Here is a 24697-nt window from a genome sequence, read left to right on the forward strand (position 1 = left end):
TCATCCCCCATTTTTCTTCTCTGCTTCATACTTGGACGGACATTTTACCAACAAGCTGTCAGCCATAAATGTTCCGTCCGTTTGCAACTTGCCTTCAACAATGACGGGCCAACCGTTGGAGAAATCATCCGGCTTGGTTCCTTTGTAAACGACAGGGATCTTCTTCTTAGGATCTTTCTCATCCGTGATTGAAAATTGCAAGAGTGTATGGTCTGGATCCCACTTCACACTGTCACCCACAAGATTTCCGCTGAGTTTGACACGGGTTTTGGCAGCTTGCTCCCCTTTTGCTTTCAGTTCACCAACCGTCATGTAATAGGTAGCCGCTTGCGTGATTCCCGTGACGACTAATGACACGATCACACCGATGACGAGAACGAACGCGACGATCAGCTTCGTCCTTGCTCTCAATAGCAACACCGCCTTTGCATGCTTGCCTTTATCAAGGGTTCTCACGTGTCTTGATATATCTATGATATTTCTATGTAGAATTAAGAACTTTCTGAACCAAAATTTGTGGAGTTGTCGCCACATGCCTTCATCTACGGTTACTTTGAAAATGAGTGCTTGGGTGGATGTATCGCTTTGCGCTTGGGTTCGGAGAAGGTCGTCTTTGGGGTATATGCTTTATATGCTTTGCGCTCATGCTCCGTGGAGGTCGTCTCGCTCGGAATATGTTTAGTTGTTGCGAGACGACCTCCAAAGTCGCTGTTTCACGCCAAGCATATGCCCCCTTTAACGTTTCAAAGGAAACGAGACGACCTCCAAGGTCGCTATTACGCGCAAAGCATATGCCCCATATACAACCAATGGTTGCGGAACGACCTTCAACTCACCTCTGCGCTGCAAAGCGAAACGATCCACCCAAAAGTCACTCTGTTGATTATGGCAGCTTCAATCTCTCTTTCTGCACAAGAAACTTTTCATCCTCTGATGGCGCCACTCACTGCATGTGCGGCTACTTGAAACCGCATGATAGAGATCCGTTTCACTTTTCAGACCCTTGATTCATATACATAACTGATCCATGTAGAAAGAAGGGAAAAAACATGTCTGCGCAAAAGAAAGCTAATTCTGTTAAGGGGAAGCCAAGCGGTTCAAAAAACATAAAAAAGGGCGGTAGTGAACACCACCAACCCCAGATGAAGCTCGTTACGTCAGATACATGTGTGCGTTGTCAATCACGCTGTGCCAGAGGGATTGCCTATATGGAAAAGATGAGTCAACCGGGCGCAGTCGGATTGGGTACCCCTTGCCCTTTGACATTGAAATAGATCAATCGAACCGGAATCCGCGCTCTTCCAAAAATTTTCTCATATGCGCGCGAACCGGTTTGCTAAAACGTTCCGCCATCTGCTCTGACCAAGTGGTTTGCATCTTCCCGTTCGAACGTTTTATATAGTACTCCTTCATCACTTCATCGTAATGTTCAATTTCTTTTTCGTACTTTCCGGGATCGTATGTATTTTCGTGATAAATCGCTTCCATACGCATCCGTGGGCGTACCAACGGATCTTGTGCCGGATATCCGATGCACATTCCAAATACAGGGTATACGAGCGGAGGCAATTGCAACAGTTCCGAGACGGCTCCCGGATGATTGCGAATCCCGCCGATATACACACCGCCTAATCCCATTGATTCGGCTGCCACAATCGCGTTCTGTGCGGCGAGCGCCGCATCGACTGTCGACACGATAAACGGCTCCATGAGTTGATACATCATTTCTTGTTCACGCATGCGGCAGGCCGTTTGGATTCGGTGCAAATCCGCACAGAATACGAAAAATATCGGACATTCCTCCACGTATTTTTGATCACCGGCCAAATGGGCCAATTCTTTTTTCATCTGCGGGTCTGTTACACCGATGATCGAATAGGCCTGTACATTGCTAGACGTCGATGCCATTTGCGCCGATTTGATGATCGCCTCAATCTGTTCTTCACTCAATTTTTGCTCCGTGAATTTCCGAATCGAACGATGATTTTGCAATAAGCGAATGACTTCATTCATCAGAAGATTCTCCTTTTTCTATTTTCTCACGATGGACTGAAAAAAGTTCTCCCCAAACATTTTACACCATCAAGATGTCTCTTTGGGCAATCGTATGAGAGAGACACCCCAAAAATTGTCACATTCCTTCGTCTCTCTCCCATGAACGGTTTAACCGATGCCCGAGGCATGCAGTTTGTCGAAGGCGGAAGAGTTATGCTGCGGCAGTCAAAGAAAAGTTGGGGTGTCTCCACTCAGCAAAGACGATCTCGCTCTCGTTCGATTACTTCATCCATTGTTCAGCCCATTTTTGCATTTCATTCATCATTGACTCTAAAGCACGTCCCTTATCTGTAAGTTCATATTCGATACGAACGGGCGTTTCAGGGTAAACATGTCGGGTGAGAAGCCCTGCGGCTTCCAATTCCTTGAGACGTTCCGTTAGCATGCGATCGCTCATCTCAGGAATCATATCTTTGATCTCTTTGAAACGTTTGGGGCCAATTAGTAATACACGAATAATTAATCCTGTCCATCGCTTGCCAAGAAGTTGAAAAGCTGCCTCAAACTTTGGACACAAATGTGAGTTATGCATGATCGATCATCTCCTATAATGATTGTATCATAGCCACTTGACAAAAGTAAGCCGTTCGTCGTATTATACTTACATAAAATTAGTTTCACAAAATAAATAACAAAATAACTCAAAAGAAGTATGTTTCTTGTGAACATGGGATTTGGATCATCCTTTCGTATTCTTACCGACTTTGATGAACAGACCCATGATCATTCAGGCTTCCGATAGAATCATGGAAGCCGTTTAAGAACATAATGAACAAGGAGGGATGAGATGATTCACGTTTTTCCCGCAGAATCGCGTTTCTCAACCGATCACGGCTGGTTACAAAGCAAATTTAGTTTTTCGTTTGCGGAGTACTATGATCCTAACAATATGAATTTTGGACCTATGCGTGTACTTAACGATGATATTATCCAACCGCAAACAGGTTTTGGTGCCCACCCTCATCGGGAAATGGAGATTGTAACCGTTGTTTTGAAAGGACAATTAAAACATAGTGACAGTGAAGGGAATACCGGTATTTTAAAGCCTGGTGAAGTTCAACGCATGACTGCGGGAACAGGTATCATTCACTCGGAAACGAATCCGTCAGATACGGAAGAATTGCACTTGCTGCAAATGTGGTTTGAACCCAATGTGAGAAGATTACCTCCTTCTTATGAACAGATTGCCTATGATCAGACGCTTTTAAAAAATAATTGGTTACCGATTGTTTCAAATCGTTCAGATCAAAAAGTTGCTCACATTCATCAAGATATGACGATCTATCTTTCCGAACTTGAAGACGGGAAATCGATCACATTCTCACAAGAAAAGAATCGCAAAATTTTTCTTTTCGTCATTGAAGGTGAGCTTGTCCTGAATCAGGAACACAGATTGAAAAGACGCGATTCGGCACGTATTACAGACATCACAAACCTGGACGTGCAAACCGACACAGGATCCTTTTTCATGCTGATTGATCTGCCCTAAATCCGGGAATCTGCACCTTTGAAATGATGCATAATAGCACATAGCTTTCTTAGAAAGAAAAAACCAGAAAGGAAGAATAAAAAATGGCAAAGGTATTATACATTACAGCAAATCCCAAACCCGAGGAACAATCCTATAGTCTGACTGTGGGCAGAGCCTTTTTGGATGCTTATCGCCAAGAGAATCCGAATGATGAAATTATTGAATTGGATCTATACAAAATCGAGATCCCGTTTATTGATACGGATGTGTTCAGCGGTTGGGGTAAACTTCAACAAGGAAAAGCGTTTGACGAGCTTTCTGCAAATGAAAAAGCAAAAGTAAGTGCCATCAATCAATTGACCGATCAGTTTGTGGCTGCGGATAAATATGTATTCGTTACTCCTATGTGGAACTTTAGTGTTCCTCCCAAGATGAAAGCGTACATTGATACTATTTGTATTGCCGGAAAAACGTTTAAATATACTGAAAATGGACCCGTTGGGCTGTTAACAAATAAAAAAGCCGTTCACATTCAAGCGCGTGGTGGTGTTTACTCGGAAGGTCCTGCAAAGGAAGTGGAATTTGGAGATCGTTATATTCGCGCGGTATTAGGATTTCTTGGAATCACAGACATACAGTCGGTCATTGCTGAAGGGATGGCGCAAATGCCGCAAGAAGCTGAAAATATCAAGAATCGAGCGATTGAACGTGCGAAAGAAGTCGCCAAATACTTTGCGCGTTCTTAAGCCATCGTCATCAAATCACAACAGTTTCTTAAAGGAAGACAGGGCGTCGATACCGATCGCGCCCTGTTTTTATATCCCGACTCTCATGCCGGTTGGGGCAACCACCGGCATGACATGCGGGAGATGAAGAAAGATGTATTACATATTCCGACGGTACTGTCCGCCCACTTGATAAAGCGCTTTTGTGATCTGGCCCAAAGAACAGTATTTAACCGTTTCCATCAACTCGGCAAAAATATTGCCTCCTTCCCGGGCCACACGTTGCAACCGTTCGAGCATCGCCGGAGCCTTCTCGCGGTTCCGCTCTTGGAACGCGCGGAGATTGCGAATCTGCGTCTCTTTCTCTTCTTTTGTGGCACGTGCCAATTCAACCTTCGGCGGTACATAATCCTCTGCCAGCGTCTTTGGATTCAAGAACGTATTCACGCCGATGATCGGAAGTTCACCCGAATGTTTAAGCGTCTCATAGTACAACGATTCCTCTTGGATCTTCCCGCGCTGATACTGAGTCTCCATCGCGCCAAGAACGCCGCCCCGGTCGGAGATTCTCTGAAATTCGGCGAGCACCGCTTCTTCCACAAGATCGGTTAACTCTTCGATGATGAACGATCCTTGCAACGGATTCTCGTTTTTCGCCAAACCGAATTCCTTCGTGATAATCATTTGAATCGCCATGGCACGGCGAACCGATTCCTCCGTCGGGGTTGTGATCGCTTCATCGTACGCGTTCGTATGCAAGGAATTGCAGTTATCATAAATCGCGAGCAATGCTTGAAGCGTGGTGCGGATGTCATTAAAATCGATTTCCATCGCATGCAGCGAACGACCGGATGTTTGAATATGATACTTCAACTTCTGGCTACGTTCATTACCGCCATATTTGTTTCGGATCACTGTCGACCAGATCCGGCGAGCGACCCTTCCCATGACGGAATATTCCGGATCCATCCCGTTGGAAAAGAAGAATGACAGGTTCGGTGCAAAATCATCGATATGCATGCCGCGTGACAAATAATATTCCACATAAGTGAACGCATTCGCAAGCGTAAACGCCAATTGTGAGATCGGATTCGCCCCGGCTTCGGCGATATGATACCCAGAGATCGAGACCGAGTAATAATTGCGTACCTTGTGGTCGATAAAGTATTGTTGAATATCCCCCATCATGCGCAGAGCGAAATCGGTTGAGAAAATACACGTGTTTTGTCCCTGGTCTTCCTTCAGGATATCCGCCTGAACGGTACCGCGGACGATTGACAGCGTGTATGCCTTGATCTTCTCATATTCCGCCTCATCCGGCTCACGTCCGTTTTCAGCCTTGAATTTTTCCACTTGCTGATCGATCGCCGTGTTCATAAACATGGCGAGAAGAATCGGGGCTGGGCCGTTGATCGTCATGGAAACGGAGGTTGACGGATGGCAGAGATCAAATCCTGCGTACAATTTCTTCATATCATCAAGCGTGCAGACAGATACGCCTGACTCCCCGATTTTACCGAAGATATCGGGCCGATAATCCGGATCTTCCCCATACAATGTTACCGAGTCAAATGCTGTAGAAAGACGTTTGGCCGTATCATTTTTTGAGAGATAATGGAAACGACGGTTCGTTCGTTCCGGTGTCCCTTCTCCGGCAAATTGCCGTTTCGGATCCTCCTCTTCCCGCTTAAACGGGAAAACCCCAGCCGTATAGGGGAACTCTCCAGGAACGTTTTCCGTCATACACCATTTCACGATTTCTCCCCAATCTTCAAACGAAGGTAGCGCTACTTTCGGAATCCTCGCGCCTGAGAGTGTTGTCGTGTACAACTTCGTGCGAATTTCTTTGTCTCTCACTTTTGTTACAAAGTAGTCTTGTTTATATTTTTCTTTTAATGAAGGCCATTGCTCAAGGATGCGCTTCGTCTCGGGATGAAGTTTTTCTTCGAAATGGCGAATCTGTTCATCGATCGCATGTAAGATCTGCTGATCATTGGTTGTGGCGGCAAGTGTTTCTTTTGCCCCTTTCAGCTGATACAACTTTCGCGCAAAATTCACCTGTTCTTTTGTGAACCGCTTGTATTCGCGAACCGTGTTCACGATTTCGGTTAAATACAACGTTCGTTCCGGCGGTATAATATAGTTCTTCTTACTGACCGTTTCTTCGATTTCCAAAGAGGATGTCCAATCCAAGCCGCATTTGCCGTTGATCGCTTCGATCAAAGCGCGATACAACACATTGGTTCCCGGATCGTTAAATTGACTCGCAATTGTCCCGTACACGGGCATCTCTTCCGGCCGCTTATCAAAAAGCGAATGGTTCCTTTGATACTGCTTGCGCACATCACGCAATGCATCTTCCGACCCTTTGCGATCAAATTTATTGATCACAACCAGGTCAGCATAATCGAGCATATCGATTTTCTCCAACTGGGAAGGGGCGCCAAACTCTGAGGTCATCACATAGAGCGAGATATCAGCGATGTCGACGATGCGCGCATCCCCCTGACCAATCCCTGAAGTTTCCACGATCACAAGATCATACCCTGCCGCTTTCACGATCTGCACAGCGTCTTCAATCGCCTCCGAGAGTTCTGTACGCGCATCACGGGTAGCGAGCGATCGCATATACACGCGCGGATTATTGATTGCATTCATGCGAATGCGGTCACCTAGCAATGCGCCCCCCGTCTTCTGTTTCGATGGATCAACAGAAAGGATGGCGACCGTTTTATCAGAAAAATCGTTTAAGAAACGGCGTACCAGTTCGTCTGTCAATGAGGATTTACCTGCACCCCCGGTTCCGGTAATCCCAACGACAGGAACGCACTTCACCCTCTCGCTCACCGTCGCGAGTACTTCTTGGTAGGCAGGGTTGCGGTCTTTTTCTTTGACCGACTGTTCCGCGAACGTGATTAATTTTGCGACAGCCTGTACGTTTTGTTCTTTCAGCGTTTCAAGCTCATCTCCCAATGAGCGAACGGTGGGGAAATCTGTATGTTGCAACATATGATTGATGATCCCTTGAAGACCGAGGCGTCGGCCGTCATCGGGGGAGTAAATTTTTGTGACTCCATACGATTCCAACTCTTCGATCTCCTCAGGGACAATCACACCCCCGCCGCCGCCGAAAACGCGAATATGTCCTGCGCCTCGTTCCCGCAAGAGATCAATCATGTATTTGAAAAACTCCACATGTCCGCCCTGATAGGAGCTGACGGCGATTCCCTGAACATCTTCTTGGATGGCAGCATTCACAATCTCCTCAACGGAACGGTTATGTCCGAGATGTATCACTTCCGCACCCGATGATTGCAGAATGCGGCGCATGATGTTAATCGAAGCATCGTGACCATCAAATAAACTGGATGCGGTCACAAAGCGAATTTTATGCTGGGGTCTGTATACTTCCGTTTGCATGGTACTACCTTCTCCTTTCGCATGAATCTTACGAGCCCTCCGAACAAACCGACCAGTAGTTCGAATATCTGCATACCTCACGACATCTCTTTTAACAAAAGAGAAACCTGTCGTTCCGTATATTGTTCCAATGTATAATACCGCCTCAGAAACCAGCGACGAAACGCCCACATCTGACCTAATACCGTGATATTATGTGCCATCAATTTTCTCGATCCGTCTTCGATGTTGAGCGAGCCGTCTTTCGCTCCCCGTTCCAGGATCTTTTCAAAATGGCGCATAATGACTTCTTCTTTCGCCAGCACATAATGCAACATCTCATCCGGCAAACTTTTTGACTCCTGATAGATCAACAAGACGTAATCTTGCATTTCGTCCATAATTTTGAAGAAGGAGCGAATCGCATGTACGAGCGTGTCACGCCCTGTACGTTGTTCAGCCAATAGGGCTGTCAATTTTTCCTCCACATCAGTATGAATAAAATCACAGACCAGATACAGGACATCTTCTTTCGACTGAATATATTCATACAATGTACCGATCCCGATACCCGTAGCCCGGGCAATCTCGCGCGTCGTCGTCTTATGAAACCCTTTTTCAACAAACAGATCGACTGCTGCACGAATGATCTGCCCCCTGCGGAGACGAACCAATCCCTGATCCTTGACCAACGTCGGAATCGGCTTACGAGTTTCCCCCACTCACATCCCTCCTTCCTACACTGTCTCACGCAAAGCATGACGCCCGCCATAAGGTATTCTTCACTCGTCAATGGGTAATGAGGTATGGTACTCCTTCGACCGAGCGCTCAATCGGTATTGAAACAATAAAAAAAGTCAGATTTTATTGCTTATATCGTACACGGGAACTGTTGTGTTCGTCAAGTGGAAAAGAAAATGGCCCCTTTCGGACCGTTTTATTTGATACTCCGCAATAAGAGAAGAGCCCGCTTATATTCTTCTTCTTCGATGAGTCCCATCTCAAATATGTCCTTCAACTCCAATTCCATAATGATTGCATCGTCCGCATCGTTTCCTGTATAAACCATAATGTTAAAACGTTTTAACAGCTGTCTGACTTCATAAAGTGACCCCCGCATCAAACATGACTCCTTTCACGAGAGACTGGTCTTCTGGAGATCAACCGATTTATAATTGTAACAAGAAAGAGATGTTCCCATTATTATAGGGATGATCATACTCATAGAATAGAATCTTCGCAATGGGTATGCATCACGTCATCTTATCGGTTAAGGAGATTAAAAATGTATCATCATCACAATCATAATCATCACCACCATCATCATCACGATGTTGTTCATTCGCACACGCCGATTGGCAAGATGAAACTCGCCTTTTTTCTGACTCTTATCATCTTGCTCGCAGAAGTGATTGGAGGATTTATATCCCACAGTCTCGCCTTATTGTCTGACGCCGGACATGTGTTAACCGACATTGCAGCGATCGGCCTCTCTTGGTACGCATTACATCAAGGGGAAAAACCCGCAAACCAGAACATGACTTTTGGGTATCACCGGGCTGGAATCTTGGCCGCATTGATTAACGGTATTTCATTGATCATCATCACTCTCTTTATTTTGTGGGAAGCTGTGCAACGTTTTCAACACCCCCAACCGGTGGAAAGCACATGGATGTTCATCGGGGCTGGCGTAGGCTTATTGGTGAATGTTTTTTTGGGACTGGGATTACGTCATGAGGAAAATATCAACGTGAGAAGTGCAGTTTTGCATATCCTCGGGGATGCGGCAGCCTCAGCTGGGGTGATCTTAGGAGGATTGATGATCGCTCTGACCGGTTGGACCATGATCGATCCGATTCTAAGCGTGGTCATCGCTTTACTCATTGCATTCGGGGCTTGGAGGATTGTTAAGCAAACAGTGGTCATCCTCATGGAAGGAACGCCTGCCGATGTGGAAATTTCAAATGTAATCGATGAAATTCGCTCCATTCATGGGGTTTTCGATGTCCACGATATGCACGTGTGGAGTATTACAAGCGGAAAGAATGCATTATCCTGTCACGTCGTTTTGGATGGAGCCATTACAATCAAAGACAGCCAATCAATATTACGGGAAATTGAGCTTCGATTGATCCATTTGGGGATTGGTCACGTAACGATCCAGATGGAGGATGCGGATCATCCGCACGATGATTCCGTTTTGTGCAGAAACAATGAACATCATATTCATCCTCATGAACATTAAAGAACCCCCGCTGTTACTTATACAGCGGGGGTTTGAGTGAAATATGGCCAGCTACAAACATGTGCGTTGCGATCCGAATCATGCCCCCAGGTATGCTTTCCTGATGTCATCCGATTCTGCAAGTTCCTGGGCGGAACCGGATAAGACGATCTTGCCCGTCTCAAGAACATAGGCGCGATGGGCAATTTTAAGTGCTTGGTTCGCATTCTGTTCGACCAGGAGAACGGTAGTACCACCTTTATTGATTTCCTGTATGATGCGAAAAATCTCTTGCACCAATAGCGGAGCCAATCCCATCGAAGGTTCATCGAGCAATAACAGCTTTGGACGGGACATGAGAGCGCGTCCTATAGCAAGCATCTGTTGTTCGCCTCCGGAGAGAGTACCTGCCAACTGTTTTCTGCGTTCCAGCAGTCTTGGAAAACGTTGATACACTTTCTCAAGATCTGATTTGATCTCATTGTCTTTTCTCAGATAGGCACCCAACTCGAGATTTTCCTCGACCGTCATGTTAGCAAAAACCCGCCTGCCTTCAGGACAATGTGAAATTCCCATTTTTACAATCTCTTGCGCGGGTAACCCGGCGATCGCTTTGCCCATGAACTGAATCGCGCCGGAACGAGGTTTCAGTAAGCCGGACAGTGTCTTGAGAATCGTCGATTTCCCCGCACCATTTGCGCCGATAAGGGAAACGATTTCTCCTTCCTTCACCTCCAGACTTACTCCTTTTAATGCATGTATGGCACCGTAATAGACGTTGATATCTTGAACTTCCAGCATTCTTACACCTCCTGGCCGAGATACGCTTCGATGACTTTTGGATTGTTTCTGATTTCATCCGGTGTCCCGTGGGCAATGATCTGGCCATGATCCAATACGTAGATCCGCTCGCAAACCCCCATAACCAAACTCATATCATGTTCGATCAAGAGGATCGTGAGGTCAAACTCATCACGGATCCATCTGATGAGGTTCATGAGCTCATGCGTTTCTTGCGGGTTCATCCCCGCAGCCGGTTCGTCTAACAAGAGAAGCTTCGGCCTTGCCGCGAGCGCGCGCGCAATTTCCAGACGGCGCTGTTCACCGTAAGGCAAGTTCTTTGCGATTTCATCTTTCTTGGTATCCAATTTAAAGATCTTCAAAAAGTCGATCGCCTTATCCTCGATTTCTTTCTCCCCGCTAAAATGAGCAGGCAATCGTAAAATAGAGGAGAGGGCAGAATGCTTCGCATGTTGATGATAAGCGATCTTCACATTGTCGAGAACCGTCATATCTGAAAACAGTCGTATGTTCTGAAATGTACGGGCAATTCCTTTTTGAGTAATTTGATAAGGTTTAAGGCCGCCGATCGACAGATTGTTAAAAAATATCTTTCCTTCCGACGGTTCATATACTCCTGTGAGCAGATTAAAAACCGTTGTCTTTCCCGCACCGTTCGGGCCGATGAGACCGATTAATTCCCCATGATTGATCTGGATCGTCACATCCGACACCGCTTTTAATCCGCCGAACGTACGACTTACATGTTGAACATCAAGAAGCAGTGTGGGTTGTGCCATGTTGATCTCCTTTCTTCTTCAACGACTTGAAAGAAAATTCGCGGGTTCCCATCAATCCTTTTGGACGGAAAATCATCGTAAGAATGAGAATAATCGAATAGATAATCATGCGAATTTCCGGCCAATCTTGCAGATACGTAAAGAGCAATGTCAGAAGCACCGCAGCAAGGATCGAACCTGTCGTAGAACCGAGTCCACCTAACACCACGATCACAAGGATCTCAAAAGACTTGATAAAATTAAAACTGGTCGGTTGAATGATATAAAAATTGTGTGCGGAAAGAGCGCCCGCGATCCCGGCAAAAAACGCACCGATCGTAAAAGCCATGACCTTGTACTTGGTCGTATTGATACCCATTGCTTCCGCAGCGATCTCATTCTCTCGCACGGAGATGCACGCCCGCCCGTGTGTGGAATTTACAAAATTTTGAATGACGACCACGGTTAGCACAACACAAACAAAAATCCATGTCCAATTCGTTTCTTTGGAAATCCCGCTTAACCCGGAAGCTCCCCCTACGTAATCGGTATTTAACCAGACGATACGAATGATCTCACCGAACCCGAGTGTAGCGATCGCCAAATAATCCCCTTTGAGACGCAAAGAAGGAATACCGATCAAGAGACCCGCAAGCGCTGCCACAATTCCGCCGCAAACCAAAGCGAGAGGAAACGGCAACCCTTGCTTGACCGTGATGATCGCCGAAATATACGCTCCGACCGACATGAAACCGGCATGTCCGATGGAAAACTGGCCGGTGATACCGTTGATCAAGTTGAGGGATACTGCAAGAATCACGTTGATACCGATCAAGATGAGCGTGTCGGTCACAAAGTCATTCACGATTTCTCCTTCTATTAAAAATTGGAAGACCCCATAAATGACGAGTGAAAGAACGATTCCTATCCAGAAACTCTTGCTTTTATTCATATCAGTCACCTACACTTTCTCACGAACGTTCTTGCCGAACAGTCCCGACGGTTTGAAGATGAGGATCAGGATTAAAATCGCGAAGGCGACCCCATCTCTCCACAGCGAATAACCAACGGAAGAAACCGCCGTTTCCAGAACGCCTAGGACGAGACCTCCCACGAGAGCACCGGGGATGATTCCAATCCCGCCCAAAACGGCAGCGACAAATGCTTTTAACCCCGGGATGATTCCCATCAAAGGATCGATTGAATTGTAAGTCATTCCAAATATCACACCGGCTGCAGCCGCCAATGCCGAACCGATCGCAAACGTTGCGGAGATCGTGGAGTCAACGTTGATCCCCATCAAACGTGCAGCTTCCATATCGTAAGACACTGCCCGCATCGCTTTTCCGATCTTCGTATAATGGACGATATACTGAAGGAGGATCATTAGAATGACAGTGACCGCCAAAATCATGATCTGAATCGAGTCGATCGTTACATTTCCGAAGATCGTGTACTGGGTCTTGTGAATCAGCTCCGGAAATCCCTTCGGCTGCGCCCCGACCGCGAATATTCCCCCGTTTTCCAACAAAAACGATACACCAATGGCCGTAATCAATACTGCGATTCGCGATGCATTACGAAGGGGTTTATAAGCCGTACGTTCGATGATGACCCCCACCAAAGCGCATGCAGCCATGGAAATTAACAAAGAGGGAATAAAACCCAAATGGAGCAATGTGACTGCATAGAAACTTACAAACGCCCCGATCATAAAAACATCGCCGTGAGCAAAATTGATCAATTTGATAATTCCGTAAACCATGGTGTAACCCAGAGCGATCAGTGCGTAGATGCTTCCTACCGAGATACCGTTGATAAATTGCTGAATGATATAGTCCATGCGGGTTGGCACCTCTTCCTTTTGTAATTTGCAACGGGTCTCCTATACTCAATAAAAGGGGGCAAACGCCCCCTCTCGATTTATTGCGGATTCACTTTCGTTTTGAAAACTTCCTTTCCGTCTTTAAATTCAAGGATTGTGGCAGCCTTGATCGGGTCATGATTCTGGTCGAGCGTCAACGTTCCTGTAACTGCCTTAAAGTCTTTGGTTGCTTCCAACGCATCGCGGATCTTCGAAGGATCTGCAGAACCTGCGCGCTTGATCGCATCGGCCAACATATTCATCGCATCGTAACCAAGAACGGCAAATCCGTCAGGAGCCGATCCGTATTTCGTCTTGAATGCAGACACAAATTTCTGGATGACGGGATCCGGATCGTCTGCCGCATAATGGTTCGAAATGAACGTGTTATTCAGATTCTCCTTGCCGGCGATATCGACCAATTGCGGTGCATCCCAACCATCGCCACCCATGAAGGGAGCTTTAATCCCCATTTCGCGCGCCTGCTTTACAATTTTGCCTACTTCGTTATAGTAACCAGGCACATAGATAACATCGGGATTCCGCTCTTTGATGCGTGTGAGAACGACTTTAAAGTCAGAGTCGTTTTGTTGATAGGATTCTTCTGAGAGAATTTGCCCTCCGTTTTTCTTAAATGTATCTTCAAAAGATTTTGCCAATCCCTTTGAGTAATCCGACGATGTATCAATATAAACGACGGCCGTCTTTGCTTTCAGGTTTTGAGTTGCAAAGTTTGCCATCACAGAACCTTGGAACGGATCGATGAAGCACGCGCGGAACACGTAGCTGTTGACCTTTCCGTTGTTGACCGTCACTTTCGCGTTTGTCGCGGTTGGAGTAATCATCGGGATTTTTTTGTCTTGCACCACTTGGACGGCTGCAAGCGTATTGGTGGATGTCGATGTACCGATGATAGCCACCACTTTATCTTGCGAAATGAGCTTCTGTGCGGCACGCGTGGATTCTTCCGGCTTGGAAGAGTCATCCGCCTGAACGATCTCGATTTTCTTTCCGTTGATTCCGCCAGCGTTGTTGATCTCCTCCGCCGCTAATTGAATCCCTTTGAGCGCGGATGTGCCGTATGAGGCTTGACCACCCGTCAGCTCCAGATCGGCACCGATTTTAATCGTGGAACCATTGTCTCCAGAGCTTCCCTGGCTACTCGTCGATTGGCTTCCACACCCTGCAACCATCCCCATTGCAAGTGCCATAATCGCTGTTACGGCTAGAAATTTCTTTTTCAACTGATAGAACCCCCTTCGATCTTTTTGGAAAATTGGGTGAATCATAATAAAAATATTCAACTCCACCACCTGTATGTAGAAATTAAAAAACTTTCAAATGGTGGAAGAAGAATTGTAATTTAATAACATTTATTGCATTTACTTAAATTATCCGAATAATAGCTAATTTCATCTTACAACATGAATTTAAATTATTCACCCTCTATTTTTCATCAAATATTTGTTTTATTCTATATTCACTTGACTTATCTTACTAATACAACGTTTTTAATCGTTTTTTATCTTTTCTACAAAAAAATACTTCGCTATCCATATCCTTACTTAATCAAAGACAGGTATCCATTTTTTTAGTATGATAGAAAAGTGATTATACGAATTCAAAAGGACATTGGTATGAAGAAAGGATGTCCGTATGGTACAAGCACATCGGCCTTCGCTCGTCCGCATCTGGTTTGAAGCCGTACGTTTTCCGTCGTTCACGGCAACATTGATCCCCGTAGCGATGGGCGGCGGTTTCGCGGTTGCCGACAGGGCTTTTGATGGGATTCTATTTTTGCTCTCTTTACTCGCGGCGATACTCATTCAAGCGGGGGCAAATCTGATCAATGATTATTATGATCACATTCACGGCGTGGATGATGAACACTCACTCTCGCCAAGCGGTGTGATCCAAAAAGGGTGGCTATCACCCATTCAAGTGAGAAACGGGGGGCTCACCTGTTTCTTGTTGGCAGTTTTTATAGGGATCTACCTTGTGAAAAGTTCAGGGTTATTTCTAGTATTTATCGGGATACTCGGTATTCTATTAGGATATTTCTATACGGGGGGGCCTTATCCGCTCGCTTATCGGGCATTAGGGGAAGCGGTCGTTTTTCTGCTGATGGGACCGATCACGGTTATGGGTACATATTACGTCCAAATTCATACCTTACGCCCCGGAATCGCCCTCGGCGCAATCCCGGTCGGTTTGATGACGACCGCGATCCTTCACGCCAATAACCTTCGCGATATGGAACATGACAAAAAGGTAAACAAAAAAACGCTGGCCATTCTATCGGGCAAACGGTTGGCCAAACGTGAATATTATGTTCTGGTCGGCGGGGCGTATCTCGTACAACTCTTGCTCATCGTTGTCCAGATTCTTCCTTTGTTATCCCTCGTCTCTTTTTTCACAATCCCGCTCGCTTGGCGTGCCGTTCATCTGGTTCATGTGCACGACTCTCCGCTACAATTGAATTTGGTACTGGGCTTGACCGTTCTTTTGCATCTGTTGTACGGAACCTTTCTGGTACTTACCATGTACATCGCCACTTTATTATGGTAGATATCAAAAGCCACCTGATCAGAGAGGTGGCTTTAATAGCTACCACGAATATTAGTGCTTGGGTGAATGGATCGCTTTGCGCTTGGGTTCGGTGAAGGTCGTTCCGCCCGGATTCTTTACAGAGGTTGCGGAACGACCTTCAACTCACCTCAGCGCTGCAAAGCGATAACATCCACCCAAAAGCCACTCCGTTGCTTTTGGCAGCTTTAAATCTCTCTTCCCGCACTAGTAACTATTCATCCACTGATGGTGCCGCTTGCGGCATAGTAAGCCACTTTGAGGATATGTGGTCGAACGTCGCCAGTCTGGCACATCCAGTTTTCTTCAAGTAAGCCACCGAACAAGTGACTCACAGAACCAACCGAGCAAGCTTCCGATCACCGCTCCAGTGATCACATCTGTGATATAATGAACACCCACGTACACCCGTGAGAGGGCCAGGAGGCAAGCGAATAGAAGCATGATCTCTCCGACGGTTCCACCGTGTAGCCAGAGGGGAAACGCCAAGGCAAATGCACCCGAAGCATGGTTACTGGGAAATGAGGCGTCCTCCCCCTTCCAAAGAAGGGGAATGGTACCCAGCGTATGGTAAGGACGTTGGCGATAAAAGCGCAAACGTATCCCTTCGTTAAAAATTTTTCCCATGATCGCCGCCACAATCGCCCCTGCTACCACCCAACGTTCCTTCTTTGTACCAAAGGTAAATTCAATGGCAAGGATCGTCAGCATGAACAAAGGTCCGTGACAGGCGATAGACAACGCCAACCGATCAACGAAGCGATTCCGTCTCGTCAGATGTTGAAACCACATGTAGATTCTTTGATCGATCTGCTGCAACTTGCTGTTCACTTCATTCCCATCCTTGTCCGAATTGTACAGTAAATGTTTTTAAGAGTAGCAAGTTACTTTCCCGTCGTCAAGAGGGTCATGAGAATCGGCCTGCACACAGGGAAAGGCGGGCGACCATGCATCGTGAAGATCCCCGCCTGAATCCAATTAGCAAATATATTTTTCTGCTTTCACAATTTCTTCCGCGATCTCGCGTTTGATGCGAATCGTGTTGATCGGTGTTTGGCGCGCAAGTTTTTTCAGGATGGACAATTGCGTTCGCAACGTGTCTCCTTCATCGATGGCCGCGAGCGTCGTACGGGCGATCGATTCGATGCGCACAAACGATTCCGCTGCGTAGGCAAGTGCCATTTTCACTTTCAGATCCGCCGTTACGGGATCTCTATTCCATACTTTCTTTGCGCGTAAAAAAGCGGATTCGCCCGCGAAAATATCGATAGCGATATCGGCAAGGTTTGAGAGAATCTCTTGTTCTCTCTCCAAATCCTTTTGATACTTCTGTACTGCAAGTCCGCCAACGAACAGGAAGATTTTCTTCGCACGCTCAATGATAGCAGACATGAGCGCCAGTGGATCATCCTCTTCTACCTGCGGAAAAACACTCATTAATTCTCCTTGCAGCTTTTGTACAGATTCCAAGAGGGGAAGTTCTCCTTTCAATGCTTTGCGAACCAATGTACCGGGGATCAGGAGACGGTTGATCTCATTCGTTCCTTCGAAAATGCGATTGATTCGCGAATCGCGATACAAACGTTCAATCGAATATTCCTGAATAAACCCGTACCCCCCGTGGATCTGAACGCCCTCATCGACGACAAAATCGAGCGTCTCGGAACCAAACACTTTGTTAATCGAACATTCGATCGCATATTCGGCGATCGCCTTTGCGACGGAAGCTCCCTTATCATCCGTACCATCGAATGTGGAAAGCGCACCCTCAAACAATCCGCCTGTTCTGTAGACCATGGATTCCAACGCAAATGTGCGTATCGCCATATCGGCCAACTTGGCGCGAATGAGAGGAAATGATGCAATGGGACGTCCGAACTGCTTACGTTGATTTGCATATTTTACAGAAATTTCAATCGCATCTTTGCTGGAACCCACACACCCGGCCGCCAACTTATAACGGCCGATATTCAGTATGTTAAACGCGATCACATGTCCGCGTCCGATCTCCCCGAGCAGATTTTCCGCAGGTACTTCCGCGTCTTCGAGAATCAATGGGCGGGTCGAGGACGCTTTGATCCCCATTTTCTTCTCTTCCGGGCCGACGGAAACTCCAGGAAATGTACGCTCTACGATGAACGCGGAAAACTTCTCGCCGTCCACTTTCGCGTACACTACGAAAACATCAGCGAAACCAGCATTTGTGATAAACTGTTTCGTTCCATTTAAGATATACTTCGTGCCATCGGCCGTCAATTTGGCTGTTGTCTTTGCCCCGAGCGCATCCGATCCGGATCCCGGTTCCGTCAACGCATATGCGGCGATCCACTCCCCTGTCGCTAATTTGGGCAGATATTTCTCCTTCTGCTCTTTCGTCCCGAAATAAACGATCGGCAATGTGCCAATCCCCACATGAGCGCCATGGGAGAGAGCAAAAGCCCCACCTCTTGTCATGTATTCTGTGATAAGTGTGGAAGAAATTTTATCGAGCCCCAGACCATCATACGCTTCCGGTATATCTGCCCCAAGCAGACCAATCTCGCCCGCGTGTTTGAGCAGTTGAACAGTCAAATCGATGTCCAATTTCTCGAGTTGAGCAGCGACCGGAATGACTTCCCCTTTCACAAAATCAAGTGTCGTTTGTGCAATCAGTCTTTGTTCTTCCGTCAGATCCTCCGGAATGAACACGTCATTCGGATCTGCGTTCTCCAGAAGGAATGCCCCTCCTCTGATCATCTTCTTTGTTATCGTCATCGCATCCACTTCCTTTCATTATTTTCTGTGTCAGTCGACAAGCTCAAATACGCCTGCCGCACCCATACCGCCGCCTACGCACATGGATACCACGCCGAATTTACCGTTGCGGCGGCGCAGTTCTGCAAGAAGCGAGATCGTCAATTTCGTACCGGTACATCCAAGCGGGTGTCCGAGCGCGATCGCACCACCATTCACATTCACCTTCTCCGGATCGATCCCTAACTTCTTGATCACGTAGACACATTGGGAAGCGAACGCTTCGTTAATCTCGAACAAATCCACTTCGTTGATAGACAATCCCGCGTGTTTGAGTGCCTTTGGTATGGCGACAACGGGTCCTACCCCCATGATATCCGGATCAACTCCGCCGACTGCGAAAGAGCGGAAGATCGCGAGTGGCTTCAGGCCGAGGGCGTTCGCTTTATCCCTCGACATTACCATGACAGCGGCAGCCCCGTCCGAAGTTTGCGAGGAATTCCCTGCAGTAACGGAACCATTCACGTGAAAGACCGGTTTTAATTGGGACAACGCCTCCAATGACGTATCCGGTCTCACACCTTCATCGGTATCAAATATGCGTTCATTGATCTGCAACTGACCGTCGGCAAAGATCTTTTCCTGAACGGGAACAGGAACGATCTCCCCCCTGAATTTTCCTTCTTTGATGGCTTGTGCGGCACGCCGATGGGATCGCAGTGCAAACCGATCCTGTTCTTCACGCGTGATGCCGAAACGGAGAGCGACCCGCTCGGCCGTATGCCCCATCGACATATAGACTTCTGGAAGATGTTCCATAAGCCAAGGGTTGGGGGCTAATTTAACACCGGTCATCGGTACGGTGCTCAAGCTTTCCACCCCGCCTGCCACGATCACATTCGCTTGACCGATCATGATTTGCTGTGCCGCAAGTGCAATCGTCTGAAGGCCGGAAGAACAGAATCGATTCACCGTTTGTCCCGGCACGGACGTTGGCAAGCCCGCACGCAATGCGATCAGACGGGCGATGTTCATCCCCTGTTCCCCTTCCGGCATCGCGCAACCGATGATCACATCCTCTATCTCATTGGCTTCGAGTCCTGGCGTTCTGCGCAACAGTTCCGCGACGACAATCCCCCCGAGATCCTCCGGCCTTGTATTTCTCAACGATCCCCTCGGCGCTTTGCCTACCGCCGTACGCACACCTGATACCAGTACCGCTTCCCTCATGTTTCTCCCTCTCTTACTTTAATTTTTGGTGATGGATGGCATATGCTGCACGTTTAAGATCCGCATAGGCTGTTTCTCTCACTAATTTCTTAACGGTTTTCCTTTCGTCAGCATGTAGCGCATGCGTTCCTGCGATTTCGGCTCGCCGACGAGACTTAAAAAAGCTTCCCGTTCGAGGTCAAGCAAATATTCTTCGGTCACCCACGTCCCTGCAGGAACGCGTCCGCCTGCAAGTACGAAGGCGAGCTTATCAGCAATCTTCAGATCGTGTTCAGAGATGTAACCCGATTGATACATCGTATAGGCACCCAATTTGAGAACCGCATACCCGCCTTCTCCCACGACGCGGATCTTCTTTCGGGAAGGTGCACGGTAGTTCGCCTCATCAAGGGCGATCACCGCTTTTTTCGCATCATGGATCAGATAATCTTGCTGGATCGTGATACCGTCCACCGGGCGGAGATGGCGCAATCCTTTAGCCTCTTCGGCAGACGTTGAAACTTTCGCCAACGCAATCGTCTCAAACGCTTTGTTGACAAGGGGTTGCAAATCGATTTCTTTGACATCTTGCACGTTTTCGGTATAACGGAGCAGTAATTCTTTTGTTCCGCCCCCGGTATGAGCCCCACGCCCGTTTCTACCAACCCCATATAGCTCTCTGCCGCCGCTTGGATTCTTGCAGCCGGATAGCACACTTCCATGCCTCCGCCGAGAGTCATCGAGAAGGGGGCAGCTATCACGGGTCGATCGAGATATTTCAAACGCAACAGAGCTTGCTGGAACTGTTTCACCGTATGGTCAATCTCTTCCCAGTTTTCATCCTGCGCTTCCATGAGAATGAGCATCAGGTTGGCACCCACACAGAAATGTTTCGCCTGATTCCCTATCACCAAGCCACGCCAGTTCCTTGAAACCTCGTCACACGCATGTTGAATCATATTGGTAATATCTGTACCGATCGCCTGATTCGGCGAATGGAATTCGAGACAGAGAACATCGTCCCCGATGTCGATCAATGAAGCACCCGGATTTGACTTGATGACTTTTCCCTGCTCTTTCAGCGCGGCGAGATCGATTTTCTTCGGATTTCTCTCAATCTCCTTATATGTCCCCGACAACGCATAGAATGAGAGAATGCCGTTTTCCTTCTTATAAAATGACTTCTTTCCGGAGTGAATCATCTCTTCCACCCATGAAGGAACCGTTTCTCCCTCTTCTTTCATTCGCCTGACTGAACGTTCAACGCCAAGGAGATCCCACAGTTCAAATGGGCCCAATTCCCAGTTGAAACCCCATTTCATAGCGCGATCGATCATCAGCGGGTCATCGGCAATCTCTCCTGTTTTCTCCGCCGTATAAAGAAGCACCCGTTTTAATACATTCCAAAGAAAATGAGCGGCTCTATCTTCTCCATAAACGAGAGTTCGTATCTTGCCTGCCAATGATTTCTGTATTTTCGCGGCTTCCAAAGAGGCAAACTGCACCTTTTCGGTCAGCCGGTACTCTAACGTTCCGTAATCGAGTACGAACAGATCCTTTCCATTTTTTTTAAAGAAACCCTGTCCCGACTTTTGTCCCAACCATCCGCGTTTCACCATTTCGCGCATAAAATTCGGAACGACAAACATTTCTTTTTCGTGTGGATCTGTCACATTCTCATGTACGTTGTTTGCCACATGAACAAACGTATCGAGGCCTACGATATCGAGTGTGCGAAATGTAGCCGATTTCGGGCGTCCGATCACGGGGCCTGTTAATGCATCCACCTGGTCGATTCGGAGCCCCTCTTTCACCATCTCCTGAACCGTAACCATCAAACCGTATGTGCCGATGCGATTGGCGACGAAATTCACTGTATCTTTGCATATCACCGTCCCTTTTCCCAGCGTCTTTTCACCAAACTCACACATGAAAGAAACCAATTCCGGATCGGTCTCTTCACACGGGATGATTTCAAGCAGTTTCATATAGCGCACAGGGTTGAAAAAATGAGTTCCCATAAAATGTTGTTTGAATTCTTTGCTTCGTCCTTCAACCATTCGATTGATCGAAACACCGGATGTATTCGAAGAAACGATCGCGTCCGCTTTGCGCAATCCTTCGATTTTTGCAAACAACGACTGTTTGGCCTCAAGATTTTCAACAATCGCTTCGATGATCCAATCCGCTTCCGCAAGACAGTTCAAATGATCTTCCATGTTTCCTGGTGTAATCCGGTCGATGTTCTCAGAGACGAATAAGGCAGGCGGTTTCTGTTTCAACAAACCGGTTATTGCGCGATCGGCAAAACGGTTGCGCACCTCTGGAGATGAGAGTGTATACCCTTTGTGCTTTTCTTCTTCCGTAAGTGAAGCAGGAACGATATCCAATAAATAACAAGGAATGCCTACGTTCGCTAAGTGTGCGGCGATGCCCGATCCCATTACGCCCGCTCCAATCACTGCCACCTTACGAATCTTTCGTTTCATCTTCAGACCCTCCTCGTTCGACTCGTACAGAGTTCCCATCTGATCTTTATGCGAGAAACCGCCGTTTTAATAGATTGTTCATATTTCTGAATACTATAAAACAAACAGTCGTATGGGAAGAAACTCAAAGTCTTTAAAAACTGACTGAACAGTCAAATTTAATATAGAATATTCGCCACATTTCCATAATTCCCTTCTTTTTATGTGAAGAGATAAAAAATTTCGAAATCAATCCGCATGCCGCAAACGGCGTCATCTGAAAATGAAAACCTGGGTATAAGGAACGATAAAAAAGAGCCCTGAATCGGGCTCTTCCATCACTCTGATCCCATTATCGTATCCCCTGATAAGACAACGCCGTGTCTACAACTCCGCTTAACGGATCATAAGATAACAAGTCTTCCCGTCTGTTGCCATCCAAATCAGCCGTCGAAATGAACCGGTTTTCTCCGCGCGCCCACGGACCAAACCGCTCCTCCCTGCGCATGAAAGAAGATCCTATGGAACTAGCGACTTCCCAAATTCCCTCCTTCGGATAGAAGAGGATCAAATCCGCTTTGCCGTCACCGTCCACATCCCCTGTCGTGACCGATGCGTCTGCGATCGCCCGATACCCGATGTGCCAAGGAAGAAAAGAGCCTTTGCCCGTTGAGAGCGACACGTAGGCGACATGTTCTTGATGGGACCAAAAAATCAGATCCGCATGACCGTCTCCATTGATATCTGCGAGCAGATACTCGCCCCTTCCGGTTTTTAAAGAAGGAATCTGCCAAGTGTCTGTATGCACCTGATCCTCTACGAAACGGAACGATCGGATCTTTCCCGTCTGCTGATCCAACGCGATCAATTCCGCTCCTCCGTCTCCTTTCATCGTATCGACAAGGATCGTTTGAGAAGCCACGGGCAACCTGTAGTCACGTTTATGAACAAATTGTATTCCTGTGTTTACATACAGCCGGCAAACACCGTTCGCTTGCAGCAACAGTAAGTCAAGACGCCCATCACCATTAAAATCGCCGATCAGCGGCTTACCGGTCAAAGGTTGATGCGTATCTAACCATGGCTGCCAATCTCCTGAGTCTTGATTTCGCGGCCACGTGAGTGTTTTCGTTTGCACATAGACACGCCCTCTTTTCTGATCGATGGCGACCCGGTCGGCGGCACCGTTTCCTAACAAATCTTCCGCTTTCACGAAAGACGCCCCCTGTGGAAGAGGAATCCGATGTGCAGGCGCAAAAGGAACCACATCAAAGATCGACACAAAACGGTACCCTTCTGCACGCATACCAGTGACCAATCGGTGCAAATACGAGTGGGAACCGGGTTTGTAGCGGTACTCAGGAAGTCCGTCGCGGATGACCGGTTTCCCATTCGCATCGAGTACAGGTTCAAGGAAGGGAAAGTCGAGATAGGGATGGAAATACATACTCGCTAACACATTGCCTTTTTTCGCTTCGTTGAGTATACGATCCACACTATTTCCGTCTTGAACAAATCGCAAGGGAGCGGGGATGTATACAACTCCCAAACTTGGACTTCCCCAACGATTGATTTCTTCCTGATAAACGACATCTTTCAGAGAACGAATATCTTGAAAATTAGGTTCATACAAGATCCCCATGTACGAACTGAAAACATCCCGTTGCACGCGAGTATCCGCGTAATGAGGAGATTCCCAATAAAGAGGATGAAGACCTGCCGCCTGGAATGCATGCAGGCTTTTCGTGATCTTGTCTGCAGCGTATGCAGCCGTTTTTGTTTCCGGAGCATCCGAAACGTCAAACTCCCGTCCGATACTCGTGTTTTCAAACCCGTCCGGCCGTTTCTTATTTCCATATTGATGAGTATACCCATGCATGCCCAAGATACCGCCTCGTTTTTCCGCATATTTCATGAGGTCAATGAATGGCTTGCTCTTTTCATCAGGGTGTTCGATCGAAATATCGGTCCACTTATCTGGCGGCATCAGACGACGGTCGCGCGGAATCACGGATACTTGAAAGGGGACACTTTCATCAGCGAGATAATCGATGACGGTGCGCAATCGACCCAACTGCTCTTTGGTTTCATAAGGCCCTCCCGGACCCACATCTTCCAGCCGGAGCAATGCATATTGACGATGAACCGAGGGATAATCGTTATCAGGTTCTGTCGCACCTGCGAACGGTAGAATGCCAAGCAGTGTACTTAACATCAGAAGCAGGCTGATAGTGATTCTCCGTCTTCTCATGCTCCTTCCTCCTGTGTACACCGAAACAAACAGCCATCCTGTTTGTTTACAATATATTCATCACTAAAATAATAAAAAAGCACCCTATAAAAAGGCGCATATCAAATACGTATATATATATATATATATAGAAATAGTCTCTTTCTTGATTCG

19 protein-coding genes and 1 pseudogene are annotated in these 24697 nt (G+C 47.1%); 4 read left to right on the forward strand and 16 right to left on the reverse strand.

The annotated features are described in order from the left end of the window. The 3 genes from DNHGIG_RS02280 to DNHGIG_RS02295 form a co-directional block, all read right to left on the reverse strand. The gene (locus DNHGIG_RS02280; protein ID WP_282198135.1) at window positions 1–411 is read right to left on the reverse strand and encodes a cytochrome c maturation protein CcmE; all 411 of its coding nucleotides are present in this window, start codon (window positions 409–411) and stop codon (window positions 1–3) included. An 864-nt stretch (window positions 412–1275) separates the two neighbouring features. Continuing rightward, window positions 1276–2013, reverse strand: coding sequence for an oxygen-insensitive NADPH nitroreductase (nfsA, locus tag DNHGIG_RS02290; protein ID WP_282198137.1), 738 nt, complete (start codon window positions 2011–2013; stop codon window positions 1276–1278). Window positions 2014–2275: 262 nt separating this feature from the next. Beyond that, window positions 2276–2587, reverse strand: a complete 312-nt coding sequence (locus DNHGIG_RS02295) for a winged helix-turn-helix transcriptional regulator (RefSeq protein WP_282198138.1) — start codon at window positions 2585–2587, stop codon at window positions 2276–2278. Window positions 2588–2842: 255 nt separating this feature from the next. Here DNHGIG_RS02295 and DNHGIG_RS02300 point away from each other — a divergent pair, with 255 nt between their 5' ends. Continuing rightward, window positions 2843–3544, forward strand: a complete 702-nt coding sequence (locus DNHGIG_RS02300) for a pirin family protein (RefSeq protein WP_282198139.1) — start codon at window positions 2843–2845, stop codon at window positions 3542–3544. Window positions 3545–3627: 83 nt separating this feature from the next. Then, window positions 3628–4272 carry an FMN-dependent NADH-azoreductase gene (locus DNHGIG_RS02305; RefSeq protein WP_282198140.1) on the forward strand — a complete coding sequence of 215 codons (645 nt, stop codon included), beginning with the start codon at window positions 3628–3630 and terminating at the stop codon, window positions 4270–4272. A 138-nt stretch (window positions 4273–4410) separates the two neighbouring features. Here DNHGIG_RS02305 and icmF read toward each other — a convergent pair whose 3' ends face one another. The 3 genes from icmF to DNHGIG_RS02320 form a co-directional block, all read right to left on the reverse strand. Further along, window positions 4411–7671: a fused isobutyryl-CoA mutase/GTPase IcmF gene (icmF, locus tag DNHGIG_RS02310; RefSeq protein ID WP_282198141.1), complete on the reverse strand. Its 3261-nt coding sequence runs from the start codon at window positions 7669–7671 to the stop codon at window positions 4411–4413. Window positions 7672–7748: 77 nt separating this feature from the next. Continuing rightward, the gene (locus DNHGIG_RS02315) at window positions 7749–8372 is read right to left on the reverse strand and encodes a TetR/AcrR family transcriptional regulator (RefSeq protein WP_282198142.1); all 624 of its coding nucleotides are present in this window, start codon (window positions 8370–8372) and stop codon (window positions 7749–7751) included. A gap of 215 nt (window positions 8373–8587) precedes the next feature. Next, the gene (locus DNHGIG_RS02320) at window positions 8588–8770 is read right to left on the reverse strand and encodes a YqgQ family protein (RefSeq protein ID WP_282198143.1); all 183 of its coding nucleotides are present in this window, start codon (window positions 8768–8770) and stop codon (window positions 8588–8590) included. 165 nt (window positions 8771–8935) lie between these two features. On the opposite strand from DNHGIG_RS02320, the gene DNHGIG_RS02325 reads away from it, so the two are divergent. Then, entirely contained in the window at window positions 8936–9895 is a 960-nt protein-coding gene (locus DNHGIG_RS02325; RefSeq protein ID WP_282198144.1) for a cation diffusion facilitator family transporter, read from the forward strand. A gap of 78 nt (window positions 9896–9973) precedes the next feature. Here DNHGIG_RS02325 and DNHGIG_RS02330 read toward each other — a convergent pair whose 3' ends face one another. The 5 genes from DNHGIG_RS02330 to DNHGIG_RS02350 all read right to left on the reverse strand — a co-directional run bounded on the left by DNHGIG_RS02330 (window position 9974) and on the right by DNHGIG_RS02350 (window position 14508). Further along, entirely contained in the window at window positions 9974–10675 is a 702-nt protein-coding gene (locus DNHGIG_RS02330) for an ABC transporter ATP-binding protein (RefSeq protein WP_282198145.1), read from the reverse strand. A 2-nt stretch (window positions 10676–10677) separates the two neighbouring features. After that, window positions 10678–11454, reverse strand: coding sequence for an ABC transporter ATP-binding protein (locus DNHGIG_RS02335; protein WP_282198146.1), 777 nt, complete (start codon window positions 11452–11454; stop codon window positions 10678–10680). Continuing rightward, window positions 11429–12385 (reverse strand): branched-chain amino acid ABC transporter permease, encoded by a 957-nt coding sequence (locus tag DNHGIG_RS02340; protein WP_282198147.1) that lies wholly within the window; start codon window positions 12383–12385, stop codon window positions 11429–11431. Before DNHGIG_RS02340 ends, DNHGIG_RS02335 begins: the two co-directional genes overlap by 26 nt. A 9-nt stretch (window positions 12386–12394) precedes the next feature. Further along, entirely contained in the window at window positions 12395–13276 is an 882-nt protein-coding gene (locus DNHGIG_RS02345; RefSeq protein ID WP_282198148.1) for a branched-chain amino acid ABC transporter permease, read from the reverse strand. Between the two features lie 80 nt (window positions 13277–13356). Continuing rightward, entirely contained in the window at window positions 13357–14508 is a 1152-nt protein-coding gene (locus DNHGIG_RS02350) for an ABC transporter substrate-binding protein (protein ID WP_439647760.1), read from the reverse strand. A gap of 445 nt (window positions 14509–14953) precedes the next feature. Between DNHGIG_RS02350 and menA the strand changes: the two genes are divergently transcribed. Next, window positions 14954–15865, forward strand: coding sequence for a 1,4-dihydroxy-2-naphthoate octaprenyltransferase (menA, locus tag DNHGIG_RS02355; protein ID WP_282198150.1), 912 nt, complete (start codon window positions 14954–14956; stop codon window positions 15863–15865). Between the two features lie 324 nt (window positions 15866–16189). Here the strand turns inward: menA and DNHGIG_RS02360 are convergent, their stop codons facing one another. The 5 genes and pseudogenes from DNHGIG_RS02360 to DNHGIG_RS02380 all read right to left on the reverse strand — a co-directional run bounded on the left by DNHGIG_RS02360 (window position 16190) and on the right by DNHGIG_RS02380 (window position 24544). Further along, entirely contained in the window at window positions 16190–16714 is a 525-nt protein-coding gene (locus DNHGIG_RS02360) for a phosphatase PAP2 family protein (RefSeq protein WP_282198151.1), read from the reverse strand. A gap of 147 nt (window positions 16715–16861) precedes the next feature. Continuing rightward, complete coding sequence (locus DNHGIG_RS02365; RefSeq protein ID WP_282198152.1) at window positions 16862–18637, reverse strand: acyl-CoA dehydrogenase FadE; 1776 nt, start codon at window positions 18635–18637, stop codon at window positions 16862–16864. A gap of 30 nt (window positions 18638–18667) precedes the next feature. Continuing rightward, window positions 18668–19846 carry an acetyl-CoA C-acyltransferase gene (locus DNHGIG_RS02370; RefSeq protein WP_282198153.1) on the reverse strand — a complete coding sequence of 393 codons (1179 nt, stop codon included), beginning with the start codon at window positions 19844–19846 and terminating at the stop codon, window positions 18668–18670. A gap of 81 nt (window positions 19847–19927) precedes the next feature. Further along, window positions 19928–22314: pseudogene (locus DNHGIG_RS02375) on the reverse strand (3-hydroxyacyl-CoA dehydrogenase/enoyl-CoA hydratase family protein). A gap of 331 nt (window positions 22315–22645) precedes the next feature. Next, window positions 22646–24544, reverse strand: a complete 1899-nt coding sequence (locus tag DNHGIG_RS02380; RefSeq protein WP_282198154.1) for a DUF2334 domain-containing protein — start codon at window positions 24542–24544, stop codon at window positions 22646–22648. Window positions 24545–24697: the final 153 nt, after the last annotated feature.

The sequence above is a fragment of the Collibacillus ludicampi genome (assembly GCF_023705585.1).
Lineage (GTDB): Bacteria > Bacillota > Bacilli > Tumebacillales > BOQE01 > Collibacillus > Collibacillus ludicampi.